The following is a 19648-nucleotide window of genomic DNA, read 5'->3' on the forward strand; positions in this document are numbered from 1 at the left end:
GCGCCCCGGGGGCGAGACATCCGAGGCGCGCCGATTTCAGCCGAGCAGGGCGGCCTTGTTCGCTTCCAGGAATTGCTTCAACGTTTGCGGCTTCCGCCGCGACAGCGTCTCGACCGCGTCAGTCACCATGCCGATGCGGCCGGAGCGGGTGTTGGCGTCGAACGACACGATGATGCGGGCAAAGTCCTCGGGAAGCCCCGCCGCCTTGACGCCCTCGGTCAGAGCCTCGTCCGGCACCTGGATGACTTCGAGCGGCTTGCCGGTGACTTCGGTCACCAGGGCAGCGATCTCGCCGACCGTGTGGGCCTGCGGACCGGTCAGCGTGTAGGTGGCGCTCTCCTTCGAGCCGGAGGCGAGACTGGCGGCGATGGCAGCGGCCATGTCGTCGCGCGCGCCATGGGCGATGCGGCCATCGGCGGCAGAGGTGTACCACTTGCCGGACGCAATGGCGTGCGGCAGGGCCAGGAACAGGTTCTCCTGATACCAGCCGTTGCGGAAGATGGTGTAGGGAATCCCGCTCGCCTTGATCGCCTGTTCGGTGCCGTAGTGATCGCCGGCGAACAGCACCGGCGAGACGGGCTCGGGATTTGGCATCGAGGTGTAGAGCAGGTGCGAAACGCCGGCCGCCTTGGCCGCGGCGACCGCCGCCTGATGCTGCCTCAGGCGCCGGTCGCTCTTCAGGTCGAGCTCGCCGGTCGAGACGATCAGCACCCGGTCGGCGCCTTTGAACGCGTTCTCGAGCGATGCCGGATCGTCGAAATCGGCTGCCCTGACGGTGACGCCGCGGGTCGCGAGGTCGGCGAGGTTTTCGGGGTTGCGCGTGGTGGCGATGATGTTTGCCGGCGCGACCTTCTGCGCATCCAGCAGATGGTTGACCACGGCACGGCCGAGATGGCCGGAAGCGCCGGTGACGAGGAGGGTTTCGGTCATGGGAGGTTTCCTGAAATAGCGCCAAGGGGCGGGTGCTGTTGGTGGTCTCAAAAAGAGACCAGCGCTAAAATAGGTATTGACCCAAGGCCGTAAAGAAGGCAGTTTTTCGGGAGGTAGGCACAGCCAGGGAACCAGTGGCCGGCCGCCGCCTCAATGGATGCCGCGATGGACAGCAAGATCTTCAATCTGAAATCGAAGCTCGAGGTCTACAAGGCCATGACCGGCGGCGGCAATTTCGCCGATTGCCCGGTTCGCGACGTGATCCAGGGCATCAGCGGCAAATGGAGCTCACTGTTGGTGATGGCCCTGGCCGAGAAGCCTTACCGGTTCGGGGAGCTGCGCCGCCTTGTGCCCGACATCTCGCAGCGTATGCTCACCCAGACGCTCTACGAGCTGCAGCGCGACGGCTATGTGCATCGCGAGGTGTTTCCGACCAAGCCGCCGAGCGTCGAGTACAGCCTCACCGATCTCGGCCGATCGATGTTCGCGCCGTTGCAGATGCTCATCCAATGGGCCGAGCTCAACCACGATGCCGTGCGCGATGCGCGCGCCGCATTCGATGCCGCGCACGCCTGAGATATCCGCAATCGGCGACAAGCATCGAAGCGCCAGCGGTGATCGACCCGTTCAGGCCGATCGGGCTTGTGGGGTTTCAATGGCCTGCAGCCGGATGATCTCGGACAGATAAGATCCCTTTGCCCGCAGGAAGGCGTGCAGGCGCCGCGGATAGTCGGCGCCGACCGCTTCCTTGACCGATTGCCGCTTGCTCAAGGCCTCGCGCCAGGCGTGGATCAGAGGCTTGCCGTCGAGAATGCCGAAATCGTCGATATGGTCGAACGTGCCGAAATAGCGGAAAATCGGCCCGTAGACGGCATCGACCAGCGAGAAGCGGTCGCCGGCGAACCACGGACCGCTCCGCCTTTCCGACAGTTCCGCCTCCACGCGGGCAAACATTTGCGCCAGAGCCTTGCTTTCATGGGAAAAAGCGGCCTCATCGGCAGCGGAATAGAAGCGGCCGATCGCATTGAGGATGGCCGAGCCGAATTCGATCCAGGCGCGGTGCCGCGCCCGCATGAGCGGATCGGCCGGATGCAGCGGATTGGTCTCGGTCTCCTCGAGGAATTCGAGGATGACGGCGGATTCGAAAATAACCTCTTCCCCGCCGCCGCGTCGAACGCGGAGCAGCGGCACCTTGCCGAGCGGCGAGATGGCCTTGAACCAGTCGGGCTTGTTCGAAAGGTCAACATTGACCCGTTCGAACGACACGCCTTTCTCGGCGAGCGCAATCGCCGCGCGCTGGACGTAGGGACAAAGGTGATGGCTGACCAGTGTTAGCCTTGCGGTCATCTCAATCTCCCCAGACATAGTTCAGCGCACCGTCCTCGACGCGGGTCGACAGGAACATCAGGCGCGAGCCCTTCGGCGCCGGGCCTTCGAGGCGCTCGCCGCTTTCCATGTCGAAGCGGGCGCCGTGCCACTGGCAGACGAAGGCGCCGTCCTTGCAGTCGAGCGGTCCGCCGAAATGCAGGCAGGCATTGGCCGCGGCGCGGATGCGCTCTCCGCTGCGCCAGACATGGATCTCGCGGCCGAAGAAGGGCACGACCATGCTGCCGGTCCGCGGGACATCGGCCACTTTACAGATTTCATGTTTCATCGAAGTTCTCCTTGTCGATGCAATTGCATCTATATGGATGCATCTGCATCGATCGTCAAGCTTGATGCAATTGCATCTATCGAGTAAAGTCGCTCGATGACGAGAAAATCTCCTGCGCCCGAAGCCATCAAAGCTTGGGGCCGCCTTATGCGCGTGTCGCGCCAGCTGGTCGAAAAGACGGAGGATGCCCTGAAAGCCGGCGGCCTGCCGCCGCTCGCCTGGTACGACGTGCTGCACGAGCTTGCCGAGGCGGGCGAGGGCGGCTTGCGGCCTTTCGAGCTGATCGATCGGGTCTTGCTGGCGCAGTACAACGTCTCGCGGCTGCTCGCCCGGCTGGAAGCGGATGGCCTGGTGGAAAAGCTGCCCGTCTCGGACGATGGCCGCGGCCAGACCGTGCGCATCACGCCGGCGGGGCGCGAGACGCGCCGCCGCATCTGGGCGGTCTACGGAAAAGCCATATCGGAGCTAATGGGCGACAAGCTTTCGGCCAAGGAGCTAGCGATGCTGGCTGGTTTGCTCGGGCGGCTGCGCGATCCGCCATTCACGGAATGACAGCGCCGCCCGACCGGGCTTTCAGGACGGATGCGAGGCCCAAACAAACGCGATCGTCGCCAGCGCGCCAAGCGCGACGCGGACCAGATGCATCTTGCCCCATTTGACGATCATCGATCTTGCCTGCGGATTGTCGGCCTCCACCTTCATCGCTTCCAGCAAGCGGTTGGTCGGCATCATCACCAGCAGTGTCCATGGCCAGGGCAGGATGATCGCCACCGCGCCGGCCAGAAAGCCAGCCACGCCGGTTTGCCACCAGGCAATCAGCCCGAGAGCGCAGGCGACTACGGCGATGGAGGCCTGCATGGCGGCGCCGCGCTTGTAGGAAGGCTGCCATTCCCGCAGCAATGCCTTGTCGTCCAAGGCCAGCCGTGCGGGTTGCTCAGCGACGCTGACATAGACGGCGGCGCCCGTGAAGGCGGCAGCCACGGCCAAGGCAAGCAGACCGGCCGGCATCCTGTCCTCCAGCAAGAGAAGCCATCGGCGGAAAATAGCGCTTGCATGGCTGCCGGCAATACGGCATAGAAGCCGAACCGTAACGTACGGTACGTCTACGTGGCGGTGGAGATATCCGAGGGAAGCGTGTTGCACAGCGTGCCAGACATCGACAACAGCGAAGCACTCACCGAACGGCAGCAAGCCGTTCTGGACGCGGCGCTGCGCCTGCTTGTCGAGGAGGGCGACAACCTGACCATGACAGCGGTGGCGCGGCGGGCAAGCTGCTCCAAGGAAACGCTCTACAAATGGTTTGGCGACCGCGACGGGCTGCTGACGGCGACGGTGCAATGGCAGGCTTCGAAAGTGCGAGTGGCGCCTGTCGATCGCAAGGGCCTCGACCTCGCTTCGCTGACGGCAAGTCTCGAACGCTTCGCCTCCGACTGGCTGAGGGTGATTTCCAGCGATACGTCCATCGCGCTCAATCGCGTGGCGGTCGGCCATGCCGGCTCCGGCAAAGATGACCTTGGCGCGATCGTGCTGCAGAATGGGCGTTTCGCGCTGGCCAGGCGCCTGAAGCCGGTGTTGGAAGCAGGGCGCGAGGCCGGGCTGCTCGACTTCGACGATGCCGAAACGGCGTTCCGGACCTTCTTCGGGCTGGTCGCCCGCGACGTGCAGATCCGGCTTCTGCTCGGCGACCGGCTGCAATTGACCGAGGCGGCAATCGGTGACGACGCCGCCCGCGCGACGCAGCAGTTTCTCGCTCTCCACGGGTCGAAGACCAGGAGAGCAAACAACCGGCCGCAAGGCCCCGGAGCCGGATGATTTCAGGTCAAGTCGACCTGAAATCTGAATCCGGCTCCAAATCAAAGAGATAGAGCATGATGTCGTCCGAAAACCGCTTCACAGTTTTCGGCATCATGCTCTGATCTTCAAAACGGGAAGGAAGACGAAATGCGTGTCTATTATGATCGTGACGCCGATCTCAATCTGATCAAGGGCAAGAAGGTCGCCATCATCGGCTATGGCAGCCAGGGCCGGGCGCATGCGCTCAACCTCAAGGATTCCGGCGTCAAGGAGATCGCCATCGGGCTGAAGGCCGGCTCGGCGACCGCCAAGAAGGTCGAGGCCGACGGGCTCAAGGTGATGAGCGTGTCGGACGCCGCCAAATGGGCCGACCTGATGATGATGGCGACGCCCGACGAATTGCAGGCCGACATCTACAAGAACGAGATCGCGCCGAACATCCGCGACGGCGCCGCGATCGCCTTCGCGCACGGCCTCAACGTGCATTTCGGCCTGATCGAGCCGAAGGCCTCGGTCGACGTCGTCATGATCGCGCCGAAAGGCCCCGGCCACACGGTGCGCGGCGAATACCAGAAGGGCGGCGGCGTGCCGTGCCTGGTCGCCGTCAACCAAGACGCTTCGGGCAACGCGCTCGACCTCGCGCTTTCCTATGCCTGCGGCGTCGGCGGCGGCCGTTCCGGCATCATCGAGACCAATTTCCGCGAGGAATGCGAGACCGACCTGTTCGGCGAGCAGGTTGTGCTGTGCGGCGGCCTGGTCGAACTGATCCGCGCCGGTTTCGAGACGCTGGTGGAAGCCGGCTATGCGCCGGAAATGGCCTATTTCGAGTGCCTGCACGAGGTCAAGCTGATCGTCGACCTGATCTATGAGGGCGGCATCGCCAACATGAATTACTCGATCTCGAACACCGCCGAATGGGGCGAATATGTCTCAGGTCCGCGTATCATCACCGCCGAGACCAAGGCCGAGATGAAGCGCATCCTGAAGGATATCCAGACCGGCAAGTTCACCTCCGAGTGGATGCAGGAGTACCGCGCCGGTCTGTCGCGCTTCAAGGGCATCCGCCGCATGAACGACGGCCATCAGATCGAGGAAGTCGGCGCGAAGCTGCGCGCGATGATGCCGTGGATCGCCAAGAACAAGCTGGTCGACAAGGCGAAGAACTAAGCGATCCACATTCGTTTGCCTTGCGCGTCCTCGGGCTTCGCCCTGCGGTCGCGCGGGGAGATCGCCAAGAACAAGCTGGTCGACAAGGCGAAGAACTGGGAAGCTTGCGCCAATTCTACCCTGCCCGCCATCTGCCGCAGGTTTCTGCGCTTCCGGCCTTCGCCGGCCGAAGCCCTCGTAGTGTCTTCGCTCTATGAAGGCTACGCCGGCGCAGGCCGGTTCTCGAAACCCGCACCAGCTGGCTCGGGAGGGCGAATTGTCATCAAGCACCGGTCGTGAAACATGGAGCCGGCGGAGCGATCCGCCGGCTTTTCACGCTCACCCATAGTGCCAATGCGGCTTCGGTTCCGTGCCGTTGAACTCGACGCCGATGCGGTCCTCGCGGCGCCAGCGGACGATCGCCTTGTAGCCGATGCCGTCGATCGGCACATAGAGAAGAAATTCGTCCGGCACGCGCGCCTCGATCGGCACCTTCAATTCTGCGCCGCTGGGATGCATGTTGCGCACGGTGCACTTGACCTCGGAATTGTTGATGCCGGTCAGGATCGCCGCGCCTTTCAGCACGCGTTGCCTGTGCTTGCCTCTCAACTCGTTCTCAGCCATGGGACGGCACGATCCTAGCGAATCGCGATACGGCGATCGTCATGTGGGGGCACCGGCACCACTGATAGACGCCCTTGCTAAATTTAGGGTTATTGCTTCCACCGCCGATTTCTTTTTTTGCCGAAACAGAAACGGCGCCGCGATGGGGCGCCGTTTCATTCTTGCCGTAGACAGGATCAGATATAGGGCGAAATGCACTGCCGACGCGGGCCGTAATTAGGCTGGAACGTGTTGTCCCAGGCACGATAGGACCGGTAGCGGTCGTAGCACCATTGGACATGTGCTCTCGAGAGCCGCTCCGTCCGGTAGATGCGCCGCGGTTGGTAATAGCGCGGATAGGGATCATAATAGTTGTCGTAGGCGAGGGCGCCTAAACCCAAGCCGAGGCCGAGTCCCAAAAGCGCCGCATCGCCGCTGCTGAAATGCCGATGATGGTGATGCCGCCAACGCCAGTCGCCGCCATCCCATCCACCACCGTCCCAGTTGCGGGAGAAATGACGGCCGCGGAAATCACCGCCACGCCATCTGAAGTCGCCGCCGCGCCGCCAGCGCCAGTCATACATCTGCGGCGAGTAGTTGTTGCCGCCGGCCCAGCTGTCGCGGACAGGTATGACCGTAGGCGCCGCCGTGCCGGCAGCCGTCGAGAGATCGGGCTGCAGGATCGGGCCGGCGATCGACGGCGCGGTCAGGCCCGCCATGAGGCTCAGGGCCATCAGCCCGGAGCCGAGAGAAGACAAGAGCGGTTTCATTTCACTCTCCAAGGAGTAAAGGCCCCACGCCCAGAACACCCCGGGAAGAAGCCTATTGATGGGACTTTTCGTCTGAACGGAGGATGAACGGAAAGGTTCCGTCAACCATGACGGGTATCGCGTTGCTCTTGTTTTCAGCCCCGCTTGCGGGCAAAGGTCTCGGCCATGTCGCTGCGCCTCGCCACCTTCAACGTCGAGAACCTGATGAACAGGTTCGATTTCTCGGGCTACCGCAACCAGCTCAACGAGGACCGGACGCTGGCGCTGTTCGATATCCAGAACGAGGCTGAATACAGGCTGCTCGAACAGGCGCGCACCATCGCCCAGTCAGACGACACCCGCCAGCTTACCGCGCTCGCCATAGCCGCAACCCGCGCCGACATCATCTGCATGCAGGAGGTCGACAATATCGAGGCGCTGAAGGCCTTCGAATATGGCTATCTCTTCAAGATGATCGGGCAGGGCTATCGCCAGAAATACACCACCGCCGGCAATGATGCCCGCGGCATCGATGTCGCCGTGATGATGCGCAGCGAGACCGCGCAGGGGCAGCCGATCGAGTTCGTGCGCATGACCAGCCATGCCTATGTCACGTTCGAGCAATTCGGCCTGTTCACGCCCGAGCTAGCGGCGCTTGGGTTCCTGGCCAACGAGCGCATCTTCCGGCGCGACTGCCTGGAAATCGACGTGACGGTCGGCGGCGTGCCGCTGACGCTCTATCTGGTGCACTTCAAATCGATGGGCTCGCCGCGCAACGGGCTCGACGGCCGCGAGGCGACGATGCCGCTGCGCATGGCCGAGGCGCAGGCCGTGCGCCGCATCATCGAGGAGCGTTTCGGCCGGGACCATGCGGCCGACAAGCGCTGGGCGATCTGCGGCGACATGAACGACTACCGGCAGCGCGTGAAGATCGAAGGCGACAGTTTCGATGGCTACCGTTTCGAGGTGGTCGACGAAGCCCGGTCCTCGATCAATGTGCTCATCGCCGGCGGCTTCTGCGAGAACGTCGTCGAGCGGCGGCCGGAGATGGATCGCTGGAGCTTTTATCACACGCGGGGGCCGGAGGAACGGCACCTGTGCCAGTTGGATTATATCCTGCTGTCGAAGGCGCTGGCGGCGAAGAACGCCACCGCGGTGCCGGAGATCATCCGCAACGGCCAGCCCTGGCGCACCATCTTTCCGTCAGGCCAGGAAGTCGAGCGTTTCCCGCGCGCCGGGTGGGACAGGCCGAAGGCTTCGGACCATTGCCCGGTGGTGATCAATCTGGACATGGCCTGAGCCCGTGAGTTTCGACCTGCCGCGCAACGTCATCCTGCCCGTCGACGAGGTCGACGTACGGCTCGACCCAAATCCTCATCCTTTTGAGTGCGACAACCAGGTGGCGATCGCCGAAAACTGGCGACGCGAGATGGACGCAAAGCCGGCGCTCTACGACGGCACGGTGGTGCTGCTTTCGACGCTCGCCTATCGCGACAACCGGCTTGTCGGCCGCTGCCATGCGGTGAGGTATTCGACCTTCATGCTTTGGCGCAAGAACCGCGAGCTGAGCGGCGCCGAGCATGCCTATGCGCATGCCGTGCTGGTGGCCGGCGACAACGCGCTGGTGGCGATCCGCATGGGCTCGCACACGGTGAACGCCGGCCGCGTCTACTTCGCCGCTGGCTCCTTCGAGCCGATCGATTTCCGCGACGGTATCGTCGATGTCGACTTCAACATGATCCGCGAGGTGGGCGAGGAGACCGGCATCGACCTGTCGGCGGCTCGACGCGGACGGCGCTATCATGCGCTATCCACGCCGAGCGGCACGGTGATCTTCCGCCGTTACCATGTCGCCGAGCCGGCCGAAGAAGTGGCGCGCCGCATCAGCGCCTACGTTGCCGCCGAGAGCGAGCCGGAGATCGATGGTCCGGTGGTCATTCGCAATGCCGTGGACCTTCCCGATGGGCTGATGGGCCATATGAAGCCGCTCATCGAGTGGCATTTTTCCGGAGAGCAGGACTGACGCGATCGCGGCCTGCCGAGCCCAAACGGCGGTCTATTCATGCCTCAGCGCATCGATCGGGTCGAGCCTGGCGCCGCGCAGCGCCGGGAAAAAGCCGAACACCATGCCGATCAGCGCCGAGAAGCCGACGGCAAGCAGGATGACGGCCGGGCTCGGCGAAAAGGGTATCGTCAGCGTCGCCGAGGCTAGGCCGGCAAGCGCCAGTCCGATCAGGATGCCGATGATGCCGCCGAGCAGCGACAGCACCGTCGCCTCGACCAGGAACTGGATCAAGATGTGCTTCTCATGCGCGCCGATCGCCAGCCTGATGCCGATCTCGCGCGTGCGTTCGGTGACCGAGACCAGCATGATGTTCATGATGCCGATGCCGCCGACCAGGAGGCTGACGCCGGCGACGGCGCCCAGCATGCCGGTCATGGTGGTGGTGGCGCTGGCCATGGCGTCGGCGATCTGGGTCATGTCGCGGATCGAGAAATCGGGATCGCGGTCCGGCGTGATGCGACGCGTGTCGCGCAAGATGTCCTCGACGCGCGGCTGCAGTTCGGTGGTCGGCGTCCTGTCGTCGGCGGCGATATAGATATTGTCGATGTCGCGATTGCCGGCGATGCGCCGCTGGTAGGCGGCTAAAGGCATGAGCACGACATTGTCCTGGTCCTGGCCGAAGCCGGTGTAGCCCTTGGGCTCCAGCAGGCCGATGATCCTGCAGGAGGTGCGGTTGACGCGGATCGTCTCGCCTTCCGGATCGCCGGCGCCGAAGAATTGCTGGCGCACCGTCTCGCCGATAAGGCAAACACCGGCGCCGGCGCGCGCCTCGGAATCGCTGAAGGGGCGGCCGGAAACCAGCTTCCAGTCGCGCGCGTCGAGATAGGCGCTGTCGGTGCCGGTGACGCCCGACGTCAGGCTCTCGGTGCCGAAGATGACGCGCACCTGCTTCTGCGAAGCCGGCGCGATGGCGCGGGCGCCGCTGAGGTGGGCGACCAGCGCTTCAACATCCTTGGCGGCCAGCGGTGGGGTGACCTGGTCGAGCCCGCCCGGACCGCCGGGCCCGGCGGGACGGCCTGCGCGGACGACGAGAAGATTGCTGCCGAGCTTCGAGATATCGGCCTTGACCTTCTCGGTGGTGCCGGAGCCGATGGTGAGCATGGCGATGACGGCGGCAACGCCGATGACGATGCCGAGCAAGGTCAGGAACGAGCGCAGCACGTTCCGGCGGATCGAAATCAGCGAAAGGCGGACGGTCTCCCAGATCATGCGGCCTCGGCTTTCGTTGTGTCCGAGGCGACGTGGCCGTCGAGGAAGCGCACGGTGCGCTCGGCATAGTCCGCGACGTCGGCCTCGTGTGTGACCATGACGATGGTGAGGCCGAGCTCGGCGTTCAGCCTGGTCAGCAATTCCATGATCTCGTGCGTGCGCGCCGTGTCCAGATTTCCCGTCGGCTCGTCGGCGACGAGCAGCGTCGGTTTGGTGACGATGGCGCGCGCGATCGCAACGCGCTGCTGCTGACCGCCCGAAAGCTCGGCTGGCGTGTGGTGCTCGCGCCCGACCAGCCCGACCTGGGCAAGCGCCTGCATGGCGCGATCACGGCGCTCGCGGGCGGAAACGCCACGATAGATCAGCGGCAGCTCGACATTTTCCGCCGCCGTGGTGCGGGGCAGCAGATTGTGGCCCTGGAAGACGAAGCCGACATAAAGGTTGCGCAGCAGGGCGCGACGGTTGCGGTCTAGGCGACCGGCATCGATGCCCATGAAGCGGTAGGTTCCGGCCGTCGGCGTGTCGAGACAGCCGACGATGTTCATGGCGGTCGACTTGCCTGAGCCGGACGGACCCATGATGGCGACGAATTCACCTCTGCGGATCGCAAGATCGACGCCGGCAAGCGCATGCACGCGTGCCTCGCCCGAGCCATAACTCTTCCAGACCTTGTCGAAAGTGATGAGCAGGGGGGCGGGCACGGATCAGCTCCGCTGCTGCGAGCCGGTGATGACCTCGGCGCCTTCCTCGAGGCCGGACGTGATCTCGGTCAGTTCGCCGTCGGTCGAGCCGATCCTGACGTTGACGGCATGCGGCCGGCCTTTTTCCAGCACATAGAGCGTGCGCGAGCCGTCGGTCGGCGCCTTCGCCACCTCGCGCTGCCGGTTGGGACGGCCCATGCGGCCGGTGAACAGGTCGCTCAGGCTCCAGCCGCGGGCCGCCGGTTGCGCCGGGCGGTAACGGAAGGCCGTGACCGGCACGGTGAGCACGCCCTTGGCCTGCCTTGTCACCACCGCGACGGTTGCCGTCATGCCGGGCCTCAGCAGAAGCTCGCCGTTGTCGACTTCGAGCCGCGCGTTGTAGGTGACGACGCCATCGGTGGTGACCGAGGCGTAGGAGATGTCGCGGATCTCGGCGTTGAAGGGGCGGTCCGGGAATGCATCGACGGTGAAGCGGGCATGCTGGCCGGGTTTGACCTGGCCGATATCGGCCTCGTCCACCGCCGCCTGCAGCTCCATATTCCGCAGATCGGCGGCGATGACGAACAGCACCGGCGCCTGCAGCGAAGAGGCGACCGTCTGTCCGGGATCGACCGAGCGCGTGAGCACGATGCCATCGATCGGCGCGTAGATGGTGCTCTTGGCAAGATCAGTCTGCTGCGCCTTGAGATCCGCCTCGGCAATAGCGAGATTGGCCTCGGCGCTGTCGAGCGCGGCCTTGGAGCGATCGCGCGTCGCGGTCGCGGCCTCGAGCGACTGGTCCGTCGCCATGCCGCGCTTGGTGAGCGCGCTTGCGCGGACCACCGCGTTCTCGTTTTCCTGCAACGTGACCTTGGCGTTCTCGACGCTAGCTGCTGCCGCCTTGGCCGAGGCGGTGGCGCGCTCAATCTGGACCTCGAGCTTGGCGGTGTCGAGCTTCGCCAGGACGTCGCCCTTCCTCACCTGCTGGTTCTCGTTGACGGCGACGGAGCGGACGATGCCGGAAAGCTCGCTGGAGATGTCGACCTGCGTCAGCGGCTGCAGCGTGCCGGTCGCCGACACCTGCACGGTCAGGTCGGCGACCGTCGCCGGAGCGGTCGTGTATTCGATTCGGGGCGGCGCGGCGGCGTTCCACCGGTAGACGCCGATCGCGGCCCCACGACCGCCAGCGCCAGCAGCGCATAGAGCCAGCCGCGCCGGCGCTTGCGGCTCATCCCTTTGCGGTCGAGCCCGAGAGCGGCTTCGATGGAAGTGTCGGATTCTGCGTTTGGCGGATTGACAACCTGGTCCACCCCAGACCCCTATAGCGAAAAATTGCTGTCCCTATTGGTGCACAAATCATGCCTTAAGGTTCGAATTTCAAATTAAATTTCCCTCATGTTGGGATTGAGGCGGAAAATTCGGGACGAGGCGGAAGGTTTTCTCGATGGCACGCAGCTACCTGCTTTACGATGTGTTCACGACCGAGCGGCTGGCGGGGAATCCGCTCGCCGTGGTGCTCGACAGCGAGGGGCTGGACAGCACCGCCATGCAGGCGATCGCGCGCGAATTCAACCTGTCCGAGACGGTTTTCGTGCTGCCGCCCGACAATCCCAAGCACCGCAATCGGATTCGCATCTTCACGCCCGATTATGAGATGCCGTTCGCCGGCCATCCGACGGTCGGGTCGGCGATCGCGCTTGCGGAATTGGCGGGCGAGGCGGCTGGGGTCTTCGTTTTGGAGGAGAATATCGGCCCTGTGCGCTGCGCGGTCAGCAAGCATGACGGCGCCATTTACGCCGAATTCGATCTGGCGAAACTGCCGGATCGCCTCGAACTCGCCGCCGACCCGGAAATGATCGGCGCAGCGCTCGGCCTTGCGCCGCACGAGATCGGCTTCGAGAATCACCGCGTCTCCTTCTGGTCGGCCGGCGTGCCCTATGTCGCCATTCCGGTCTCCGGCCTCGATGCGGCGGCAAAAATCAGGCTGGACAACCAGGCCTGGTCGGAGCTCGCGCCGCGCAAGAGCGAATGGGCTTTTGCCAGCCCCTATGTCTATTGCCGCGAGACAGTGCATCATGACAGCGCCTTCCATGTCCGCATGATCGTGCCCGGGACGCCCTCCTACGAAGACCCGGCGACCGGCTCGGCGGCGGCCGCCTTTGCCGGCGCGATCATGCATTTCGATGGTCCGACGGACGGAATCACGCAGCTATGGATCGAGCAGGGGCTGGAGATGGGCCGGCCCTCGCGCATCCGGCTCGAGCTCAATGTCGACGGCGGAAAACTGGCGTCCGCGCGCATCGGCGGTCACGCTATCAAGGTGGCCGAAGGCAACCTTTTTGTCTGACGGGTGCGGCACTTAGGCGATTTGTCGGGAAATGATCCCGGCGGGGCTGGACATCACCGAAAGCGGCGGCTATATGCGCCGCCGACGCTGGGTTTTCCGGCGGTGTGGGTGTGTAGCTCAGTTGGTAGAGCAGCTGACTCTTAATCAGCGGGTCCACAGTTCGATCCTGTGCACACCCACCAAATTTTCCAGTCAAATCAATGACATGAGCAAACATGGCAATCAACTAGATTGTCACATTGTCACGCCGTAGTCACCGCGTGCAATCCGTTACCTACAAGGAATGGTCAACATTCTTGATGGAAGTCGGAAAGAGAGGTTTACAGTCGTCATTAGGATCGACGGTCTGAACGAAAACCCGTTCGGTCCACCCGAATGAAATGGCCATGTAGATGTTAGCTCCTCCGCACGTCGCTGCGCCAACGACGGCGCGCGCGGAAACCATGGCTCGGGACGAGGAGACGGCGGCCATCCGCTCGAGCTAGCTAGGAGATGGGGAATGAAGAACAAAAACAAAAACAGGCTTGACGGCAATCCGCCCCATACAAGCAATTACGGTGTGTTATTGTTAACAGTTGCGCGCTAAGGTAGCGATCGGGCGTGGGGTGTCGTCACCAATGACGACTGTTAGATCGCTTTGCGGGCGCCCATGTTCTGGAACAAACGCTTTGTTCGAGTTGCAGTAGGAGTCCTGCTGCTGGTTGCCGCAGTTCTTGCTCTCTTGCCTGGACTCACGGGATATACCAGCCTCGACGGCACCATCAATGCGCGTTTCGCCGAGATCTCGGCCCCGATCGAGGGCACCGTGCTGCAGACGCCGCCGAAAACCGGCACGCACCTGCCGGAAAATGCAGTATTGCTGACGATCCGGAACGAGCGAGTGAATCGCGCCGTCGAGACATCCCTGGCCGCGGAACTGGAGACCACGCGGAACAGGGTGCAGGCGCTCGAAAATCAGCGCAGCGAGCTGGTAGCGCTGCGTGCCAGATTGGGCCGACGCTTCGATGCCTATAGCAAGGCAATGATCAACAGCATCGAACAGCAGATTGCGATTTCGCGTCAACGCATCACGATGCTGGCTGCCCGGCGATCGGCGAGTGCGGCGGAACTCAAGCGCAACTCCACGCTGATCGTGAGGGGTGTCGTTTCGCAAGCCAGTGTCGACGAGGCGCAAGCGACAGAGATCGCGGCCTCGGCAGAGGTCGAAGTCGAAAACCTGACCCTGAAACGGCTGGAGCGGCAACTGGAAGCGATGCGGCAAGGCGTTTTTCTCGAGGACGGGCAAAACGACGTTCCTTACTCGCACCAGCGGCAGGACGAGTTGGCGATCCAGATCGCCGATCTCGATGCGCGTGCCGCAGAAAGCCGCACCCGTCTGGCAGAGCTTTCAAAGCAACTGGCAGAGGAGGCGCGACGGGTCGACAGCCTCGAACACGCGGTCATGACAATGCCCTTCAACGGCGTAATCTGGCGTAACAACGTCGTTGCGGGAGCCAATGTCGTCGCCGGAAACGAACTGCTGCGCGTGCTCGATTGCCGCGACCTCTTCGTGGATATTCTGGTTCCCGAGGTCGATTTCGACCAGATCTATCCGCGCCGCGCCGCGGAGGTCCGCATCCTCGGGACGGATAATGTCATTGACGGTGAGGTCATTTCGGTTCGTGGCAATTCCGCGGTGGTAGAGGAGCCGACACTCGCGGCGATGCCTCCAAGCGGCAGAGGGCGCAACGCCCGGATCAGGGTGGCGCTCGCAAACTCGTCTCTCAACACCGACTACAGCAATTTCTGCCATGTTGGGCGGTCGGTCCAGGTCCGCTTCCACACGCGCAGCTTCACGATGGCCCAGTGGCTGACAAGGCTATGGTTCAGTATCTGGTAGCGCTGGCCCCGACCTTCCTGGTCGCGGCTTTCTTCGTCATCCTCGTCCAAGGCTGGTCGCGGTACCAGACCTGGACGCGCACCGTCACCTGTGCAGTCGTTTTCGCGGTCGCTGTCCGGTATCTCTGGTGGCGTCTCACCGATACCGTGCTGCCCTATCCCAATGATGGCCTCGATTTCTACTGGGTGTGGTTTCTCTATGGCATCGAACTGCTCGCATTCTTCGACATAACGCTCTTCCTCATCATCATGAGCCGGTATGTCGACCGCAGCGCCCAAGCGGACGCGCTCGCAAGCGGTTTCTTCCGCCGGCCTCGGCAAGAGCTTCCGACAGTCGACGTTTTCATCCCGACCTACAACGAACCGTTGGATGTGCTCGAGCGAACCATCATTGGCGCGCTCGGCCTCCATTATCCCGGGGAAAAGCTGAAGGTATACGTCCTAGACGACCAGCGCCGGGATTGGCTTCGGCGGTTCTGCGAAGAAAAGGGCGCAGTCCACGTTACCCGACGGGATAATGCCCACGCCAAGGCCGGCAACATGAACAACGGCCTTACGGTGAGCGACGGCGAGTTCGTTGCAGTGTTCGACGCGGATTTCGTGGCACACCGGAACTTTCTTCGCCGCACACTGCCTTTCTTCACCGATCCCAGCATCGGCATCGTGCAGACGCCGCAGCATTTCTTCAACAGGGATCCCGTCCAGATCAATCTCGGACTGGAGCGGTCGTGGCCTGACGAACAGCGCCTTTTTTTCGACGAGATGGCGGCCAGCAGGGATGCTTGGGACATAAGCTTCTGTTGTGGTTCGTGCTCGATCGCGCGTCGCGCGGCACTGGAGGCGATCGGCGGCTTTCCGACGGAGTCGATCACCGAGGATCTGCTGACCACCCTGACGATGCTGAACAAGGGGTACAAGACGCGCTATCTCAACGAGCGGCTCTCCATCGGGCTCGCCGCGGAAAACCTGAAGGGCTATTTCGTGCAGCGGCAACGCTGGTGCCAAGGCGGGATCCAGACTCTTTTCGTGCACAACGGACCCCTTCGCGGTCCGGGTCTCAGCCTGTTCCAGCGCATCATGTTCCTGCCTGTGAGCTGGCTCGTGCAGTATTTCGTGCGCCTGGCGATCCTCATCGTCCCTGCCATGTATTTCTGGACGGGGTATCCTCCGCTCTTCTTCACGGAAGCAGCCGATCTGGTGAGCCACCAACTGCCTGTTCTCGTCGCCTATTTCCTGCTGATGCACTGGATCACGCCAACGCGCTATCTGCCGGTGGTTTCGAGCGCTGTCGGCGCCTTCTCCACCTTCCGGATGCTGCCGACTGTGATTTCGAGCCTGATCCGGCCATTTGGACGGCCGTTTCGGGTGACACCCAAGGGAAGCTCGAATGTCGACAACAAATTCGACGGCTACACCTTTGCCTGCCTGGCAATATTGATCGCGGCCACTGCGCTCGGACTTGTGATCAACGTCATTCCGGAATGGGCGCGCATTCCTCCGGGGGAATTCTCGCCAGTCGCAATCTATTGGGCGCTGGTGAACATTGTGGTGCTCATGATTGCAGTGCTGATCTGTTTCGAGAAGACGAATCCCGCCTCCGAGAGCCTCCGTGCGGACGAGCCGGCGCGGTTCGGCGGCATCGCCGGGCGGGCTGTCAGCCTGACGCTCAGCAAAGCCGTGGTCGAAATCCCCATCGGGACCGACGTCGAGACCGGCAAGGTCGCCGAAGTAGCGCTGCACGGCGTCGAGCCCTTCGAAGCGGAACTCAGGGTTGTCACGAGGCGCACACAAGGGAGGCGCCGGGATACCGGCCCGTTCAAATATGGCCACCTCCATTACGATCTGACTGGAGCGGCGCGCGACCAGATGATCATCAAGCTCTACACCGGCGATTACTCGCAGGATATCGAGGAGCTTCGACGGCGGACCGTGGCCGCCGGCCTGTTCTCTCGGACGTTCGGGCCGGACTATCAACGCGCATAGCCAAAATAAGGTTCGTCGATTGTGTCAGATCGAATGCACCTCGATACGCAGGACAGTCCAGCGATCACCGCGGAAGTTGAGCGACTTCTGGCGCGCCGCACGCGCGACATCCGCCTGAAGGGCGACATCCAACGCCTGTTTCGGGCGCGTATCTGGTCGCAAACGGCGAAGATCATCCGCGCCTGGATGATCTGGGTGGCCTTCCTGGATGTGTTGACCCTCGCGCTCAACATGTTGATGCTTCCGAAGGCGATCGCGCTGTCCATGCTCTTGCCGGGAGCCATCATCCCGCCCGTCGTTGTGGCCGTCGTCCTCGTCTGGCGAAAGCCTCGCGCCCCCTGGCTCCAAGGGGCAACGTTGATCGCGGGCATGTTGCTCATCCTGTTGTCGGTTGCTCTGGTCGGCGTGAGCGCCGGGGGCGAATTCTACGAACGGCACCTGAACATCATGCTGTTCGTCGCGATCACAGCTATCATCATCTTCGGCATTCCACTCGCCTGGACGGTCACGATCGCCGCTTTGGCTCTTAGCCTCTATCTCGTTTTTCAGCTACAGAACCCGAGGCTCGAAATCGGGAGCGCCGTGGCCGCGACGCTGTTCTTCGCCAGCGGCATTTTTGCGACGGTCGCCGCGCGGCGCACCATGACAATTCTCGCTCAGAAGACTTTCCTGTTTGAGCTTCGCGACCGGCGCAGAGTTGCCGAACTGGCGCAAGCAAACGATCAGCTGAAGCTTCTGGCAAGGACAGATCCCTTAACCGGCCTCTCCAACCGGCGCTGGATGACGGAAACGCTCGACCATCTGTGGAGTAGCGGCAGAAAAGGCCCAGCCGCCGTCGGCATGCTGATGTGCGACATCGACGACTTCAAGAGGCTGAACGATCGCCTCGGCCATGCCGAGGGCGATCGCTGTCTGGTCAGAGTCGCCGGCATTATCCGGGACAACGTGAGGCATGATCGAGATCATGTAGCCCGCTACGGCGGTGAAGAATTCCTGGTGCTCCTTCCGGAGGTAAACGAGCAGGAGGCTGTCGCAGTGGCGGAGCGCATCCGCGAGAGTGTCGAAGCCGCCGCGTTTCCCAATCCTGCATCCCGCGTATCTCGCCACGTCACCATCAGCATCGGAGTTGCAGTTCAGGCGCAGGCTGACGAGGCAAGGTCGCCGGAGCAACTTCAGCGTCAGGCGGACGCGGCACTTTACCTAGCCAAGCAAACCGGTCGCAACCGAGTGCTGCTCCACAGCCCTGAATCAACCGTGCGCAAGAACATTCGATCGACACGGTGAAGTCGTCGGGTGGCCGGCGACATTAGCCTTTCAATTTCCTCGACGAAGACTTCTTCGCTGAGGAGTAAGCCACTCATAGGCCTCCACCATGAGCCAAAGGCGACCGGGACAGGATTGATCCGTCGCGGCCCCAAACGGTGAATTCCCGCAGGCGCGCAAGTCTGCTTTGTCTCGCGGCTGGTGCCTGACGGCGAAATCGTAAGCAGAAGGTTAGGAGCGATCCGTGCCGCAAGCCGGTTGCCGTTTGCGAGCCAAGGGAGCAGCGATGGGGCCTAATGCTCCGCATGCATCGGCAATTTCGCTCGCGGCATTTACTTCTCCGACACGCCGGCCTCGGCAAAGCTCGCCATCTTCGCATGGCACTCCAGCGCCGAGCGAACGATGTTGACGGCGAGGCAGGCGCCGGAGCCTTCGCCGAGCCGCATGCCGAGATCGAGCAGCGGCGGCAGGCCGAGCGCTTCGAGCAGGCGGCGGTGGCCGGCTTCGGCCGAGACGTGGGCGGCGATCGTGTGGGCGAGGCCGGTCGGATGCAGCCTCGCCAGCGGCGCCACGGCGGCGGTGCAGACGAAGCCGTCGAGCAGCACAGGCACGTTGTTGCGGCGCGCGGCGAGCGTGGCGCCGAGGATGGCGGCGAGCTCACGCCCGCCCAGAGCTGCGGCGACCTTCAGCGGATCGGACAGCGAATCGGCATGGTGCTTCAGGCCGGCCTCGATGGCGGTGATCTTGCGAATGAGGCCAGCGTCGTCGACGCCGGTGCCGCGTCCGGTCCATTTCTCGGCGCCGCCGCCAAAAAGGGCGGCCGAGATCGCAGCCGCCGGCGTGGTGTTGCCGATGCCCATCTCGCCGAAGCAGACGAGGTCGAGATCCCTGGTCACGGCGCCATAGCCGGCCGAGACCGCGGCGAGGAAGGCCTGCTCGTCCATGGCCGGCGCTTGCGTGAAATCGCCGGTTGGATGCTCGAGATCGAGCGGAATGACGTCGAGCCCGGCCCCGGCGATGCGAGCGAGCTGGTTGATGGCCGCGCCGCCGCCAGCGAAATTCGCCACCATCTGTACCGTGACTTCCGAAGGATAGGCCGACACGCCCTGCGCGGTAACGCCGTGATTGCCGGCAAAGACGAAGACTTTCACCGCGTCGAGCTTCGGCATGTCACGGCCCTGCCAGCGGCCCAGCCAGGCGGCGATCGTTTCCAGCCGGCCGAGGCTGCCCTGCGGCTTGGTCAGCGTGTCCTGACGGCGGGCGACCGCATTCACCGCGGCGTCGCTGCCGGCGGGGAGATCGAGGCAGGCGGCGCGAAGGTCTTCGAGCGATTTGAACGACATGGGG

General features: G+C 63.4%; 19 protein-coding genes, 1 tRNA gene and 1 pseudogene. 11 read left to right on the forward strand and 10 right to left on the reverse strand.

Going from position 1 to position 19648, the window contains the following annotated elements; translation table 11 throughout:
• Positions 1-36: 36 nt before the first annotated feature.
• Positions 37-930 (reverse strand): SDR family oxidoreductase, encoded by an 894-nt coding sequence (locus tag QAZ47_RS16920; protein ID WP_278230111.1) that lies wholly within the window; start codon positions 928-930, stop codon positions 37-39.
• 165 nt (positions 931-1095) lie between these two features.
• Between QAZ47_RS16920 and QAZ47_RS16925 the strand changes: the two genes are divergently transcribed.
• Positions 1096-1506 carry a helix-turn-helix domain-containing protein gene (locus QAZ47_RS16925; protein ID WP_278201872.1) on the forward strand — a complete coding sequence of 137 codons (411 nt, stop codon included), beginning with the start codon at positions 1096-1098 and terminating at the stop codon, positions 1504-1506.
• Between the two features lie 51 nt (positions 1507-1557).
• On the opposite strand, the gene QAZ47_RS16930 is transcribed toward QAZ47_RS16925, so the two are convergent.
• Positions 1558-2277 carry a glutathione S-transferase family protein gene (locus tag QAZ47_RS16930; protein ID WP_278230112.1) on the reverse strand — a complete coding sequence of 240 codons (720 nt, stop codon included), beginning with the start codon at positions 2275-2277 and terminating at the stop codon, positions 1558-1560.
• A 1-nt stretch (position 2278) separates the two neighbouring features.
• Positions 2279-2584 (reverse strand): Rieske (2Fe-2S) protein, encoded by a 306-nt coding sequence (locus QAZ47_RS16935; protein WP_278230113.1) that lies wholly within the window; start codon positions 2582-2584, stop codon positions 2279-2281.
• 96 nt (positions 2585-2680) lie between these two features.
• Here QAZ47_RS16935 and QAZ47_RS16940 point away from each other — a divergent pair, with 96 nt between their 5' ends.
• A complete protein-coding gene (locus tag QAZ47_RS16940) occupies positions 2681-3136 on the forward strand; it encodes a MarR family winged helix-turn-helix transcriptional regulator (RefSeq protein ID WP_278230114.1) in 456 nt (151 codons plus the stop codon).
• 21 nt (positions 3137-3157) lie between these two features.
• Here the strand turns inward: QAZ47_RS16940 and QAZ47_RS16945 are convergent, their stop codons facing one another.
• Positions 3158-3592: a DUF1772 domain-containing protein gene (locus QAZ47_RS16945; protein ID WP_278230115.1), complete on the reverse strand. Its 435-nt coding sequence runs from the start codon at positions 3590-3592 to the stop codon at positions 3158-3160.
• A gap of 126 nt (positions 3593-3718) precedes the next feature.
• On the opposite strand from QAZ47_RS16945, the gene QAZ47_RS16950 reads away from it, so the two are divergent.
• Both QAZ47_RS16950 and ilvC read left to right on the forward strand, forming a co-directional pair.
• Positions 3719-4396: a TetR/AcrR family transcriptional regulator gene (locus QAZ47_RS16950; protein ID WP_278230116.1), complete on the forward strand. Its 678-nt coding sequence runs from the start codon at positions 3719-3721 to the stop codon at positions 4394-4396.
• A 129-nt stretch (positions 4397-4525) separates the two neighbouring features.
• The gene (gene ilvC / locus QAZ47_RS16955; protein WP_278201878.1) at positions 4526-5545 is read left to right on the forward strand and encodes a ketol-acid reductoisomerase; all 1020 of its coding nucleotides are present in this window, start codon (positions 4526-4528) and stop codon (positions 5543-5545) included.
• Between the two features lie 318 nt (positions 5546-5863).
• Here ilvC and QAZ47_RS16960 read toward each other — a convergent pair whose 3' ends face one another.
• Together QAZ47_RS16960 and QAZ47_RS16965 are read right to left on the reverse strand one after the other, a co-directional pair.
• Positions 5864-6148, reverse strand: coding sequence for a PilZ domain-containing protein (locus QAZ47_RS16960; protein WP_278230117.1), 285 nt, complete (start codon positions 6146-6148; stop codon positions 5864-5866).
• Between the two features lie 176 nt (positions 6149-6324).
• On the reverse strand, positions 6325-6897 hold the full coding sequence (locus tag QAZ47_RS16965) for a BA14K family protein (protein WP_278230118.1): 573 nt from the start codon (positions 6895-6897) through the stop codon (positions 6325-6327).
• A gap of 165 nt (positions 6898-7062) precedes the next feature.
• Here QAZ47_RS16965 and QAZ47_RS16970 point away from each other — a divergent pair, with 165 nt between their 5' ends.
• Both QAZ47_RS16970 and QAZ47_RS16975 read left to right on the forward strand, forming a co-directional pair.
• Positions 7063-8175 (forward strand): endonuclease/exonuclease/phosphatase family protein, encoded by a 1113-nt coding sequence (locus QAZ47_RS16970; protein WP_278230119.1) that lies wholly within the window; start codon positions 7063-7065, stop codon positions 8173-8175.
• 4 nt (positions 8176-8179) lie between these two features.
• A complete protein-coding gene (locus QAZ47_RS16975) occupies positions 8180-8899 on the forward strand; it encodes a hypothetical protein (protein ID WP_278201883.1) in 720 nt (239 codons plus the stop codon).
• Positions 8900-8932: 33 nt separating this feature from the next.
• Here QAZ47_RS16975 and QAZ47_RS16980 read toward each other — a convergent pair whose 3' ends face one another.
• The 3 genes and pseudogenes from QAZ47_RS16980 to QAZ47_RS16990 all read right to left on the reverse strand — a co-directional run bounded on the left by QAZ47_RS16980 (position 8933) and on the right by QAZ47_RS16990 (position 12140).
• Positions 8933-10150 carry an ABC transporter permease gene (locus QAZ47_RS16980; protein WP_278230120.1) on the reverse strand — a complete coding sequence of 406 codons (1218 nt, stop codon included), beginning with the start codon at positions 10148-10150 and terminating at the stop codon, positions 8933-8935.
• Positions 10147-10851: an ABC transporter ATP-binding protein gene (locus tag QAZ47_RS16985; RefSeq protein WP_278230121.1), complete on the reverse strand. Its 705-nt coding sequence runs from the start codon at positions 10849-10851 to the stop codon at positions 10147-10149. Before QAZ47_RS16985 ends, QAZ47_RS16980 begins: the two co-directional genes overlap by 4 nt.
• Positions 10852-10854: 3 nt before the next feature.
• Positions 10855-12140 (reverse strand): annotated as a pseudogene (locus tag QAZ47_RS16990) (efflux RND transporter periplasmic adaptor subunit).
• 134 nt (positions 12141-12274) lie between these two features.
• Here QAZ47_RS16990 and QAZ47_RS16995 point away from each other — a divergent pair.
• From QAZ47_RS16995 to QAZ47_RS17015, 5 genes are all read left to right on the forward strand, one after another.
• Positions 12275-13177 carry a PhzF family phenazine biosynthesis protein gene (locus QAZ47_RS16995; RefSeq protein WP_278230123.1) on the forward strand — a complete coding sequence of 301 codons (903 nt, stop codon included), beginning with the start codon at positions 12275-12277 and terminating at the stop codon, positions 13175-13177.
• Between the two features lie 106 nt (positions 13178-13283).
• Positions 13284-13359, forward strand: a tRNA-Lys gene (locus QAZ47_RS17000).
• A gap of 467 nt (positions 13360-13826) precedes the next feature.
• Complete coding sequence (locus QAZ47_RS17005) at positions 13827-15056, forward strand: HlyD family efflux transporter periplasmic adaptor subunit (protein ID WP_278201888.1); 1230 nt, start codon at positions 13827-13829, stop codon at positions 15054-15056.
• Entirely contained in the window at positions 15038-17038 is a 2001-nt protein-coding gene (locus QAZ47_RS17010; RefSeq protein ID WP_278233817.1) for a glycosyltransferase, read from the forward strand. Before QAZ47_RS17005 ends, QAZ47_RS17010 begins: the two co-directional genes overlap by 19 nt.
• 33 nt (positions 17039-17071) lie before the next feature.
• Positions 17072-18322 carry a diguanylate cyclase gene (locus QAZ47_RS17015; protein WP_278230124.1) on the forward strand — a complete coding sequence of 417 codons (1251 nt, stop codon included), beginning with the start codon at positions 17072-17074 and terminating at the stop codon, positions 18320-18322.
• A 311-nt stretch (positions 18323-18633) separates the two neighbouring features.
• On the opposite strand, the gene cobT is transcribed toward QAZ47_RS17015, so the two are convergent.
• Positions 18634-19644, reverse strand: coding sequence for a nicotinate-nucleotide--dimethylbenzimidazole phosphoribosyltransferase (cobT, locus tag QAZ47_RS17020; RefSeq protein ID WP_278230125.1), 1011 nt, complete (start codon positions 19642-19644; stop codon positions 18634-18636).
• Positions 19645-19648 lie beyond the last annotated feature (4 nt).

The sequence above is a fragment of the Mesorhizobium sp. WSM4904 genome (assembly GCF_029674545.1).
GTDB lineage: Bacteria > Pseudomonadota > Alphaproteobacteria > Rhizobiales > Rhizobiaceae > Mesorhizobium.

Excerpts from the sequence above, each read along its gene's own strand:
- QAZ47_RS16920 (WP_278230111.1), bottom strand. The coding sequence starts at position 930 with ATGACCGAAACCCTCCTCGTCACCGGCGCTTCCGGCCATCTCGGCCGT.
- QAZ47_RS16925 (WP_278201872.1), top strand. The coding sequence starts at position 1,096 with ATGGACAGCAAGATCTTCAATCTGAAATCGAAGCTCGAGGTCTACAAG.
- QAZ47_RS16930 (WP_278230112.1), bottom strand. The coding sequence starts at position 2,277 with ATGACCGCAAGGCTAACACTGGTCAGCCATCACCTTTGTCCCTACGTC.
- QAZ47_RS16935 (WP_278230113.1), bottom strand. The coding sequence starts at position 2,584 with ATGAAACATGAAATCTGTAAAGTGGCCGATGTCCCGCGGACCGGCAGC.
- QAZ47_RS16940 (WP_278230114.1), top strand. The coding sequence starts at position 2,681 with ATGACGAGAAAATCTCCTGCGCCCGAAGCCATCAAAGCTTGGGGCCGC.
- QAZ47_RS16945 (WP_278230115.1), bottom strand. The coding sequence starts at position 3,592 with ATGCCGGCCGGTCTGCTTGCCTTGGCCGTGGCTGCCGCCTTCACGGGC.
- ilvC (WP_278201878.1), top strand. The coding sequence starts at position 4,526 with ATGCGTGTCTATTATGATCGTGACGCCGATCTCAATCTGATCAAGGGC.
- QAZ47_RS16960 (WP_278230117.1), bottom strand. The coding sequence starts at position 6,148 with ATGGCTGAGAACGAGTTGAGAGGCAAGCACAGGCAACGCGTGCTGAAA.
- QAZ47_RS16965 (WP_278230118.1), bottom strand. The coding sequence starts at position 6,897 with ATGAAACCGCTCTTGTCTTCTCTCGGCTCCGGGCTGATGGCCCTGAGC.
- QAZ47_RS16970 (WP_278230119.1), top strand. The coding sequence starts at position 7,063 with ATGTCGCTGCGCCTCGCCACCTTCAACGTCGAGAACCTGATGAACAGG.
- QAZ47_RS16980 (WP_278230120.1), bottom strand. The coding sequence starts at position 10,150 with ATGATCTGGGAGACCGTCCGCCTTTCGCTGATTTCGATCCGCCGGAAC.
- QAZ47_RS16995 (WP_278230123.1), top strand. The coding sequence starts at position 12,275 with ATGGCACGCAGCTACCTGCTTTACGATGTGTTCACGACCGAGCGGCTG.
- QAZ47_RS17005 (WP_278201888.1), top strand. The coding sequence starts at position 13,827 with ATGTTCTGGAACAAACGCTTTGTTCGAGTTGCAGTAGGAGTCCTGCTG.
- QAZ47_RS17010 (WP_278233817.1), top strand. The coding sequence starts at position 15,038 with ATGGTTCAGTATCTGGTAGCGCTGGCCCCGACCTTCCTGGTCGCGGCT.
- QAZ47_RS17015 (WP_278230124.1), top strand. The coding sequence starts at position 17,072 with ATGCACCTCGATACGCAGGACAGTCCAGCGATCACCGCGGAAGTTGAG.
- cobT (WP_278230125.1), bottom strand. The coding sequence starts at position 19,644 with ATGTCGTTCAAATCGCTCGAAGACCTTCGCGCCGCCTGCCTCGATCTC.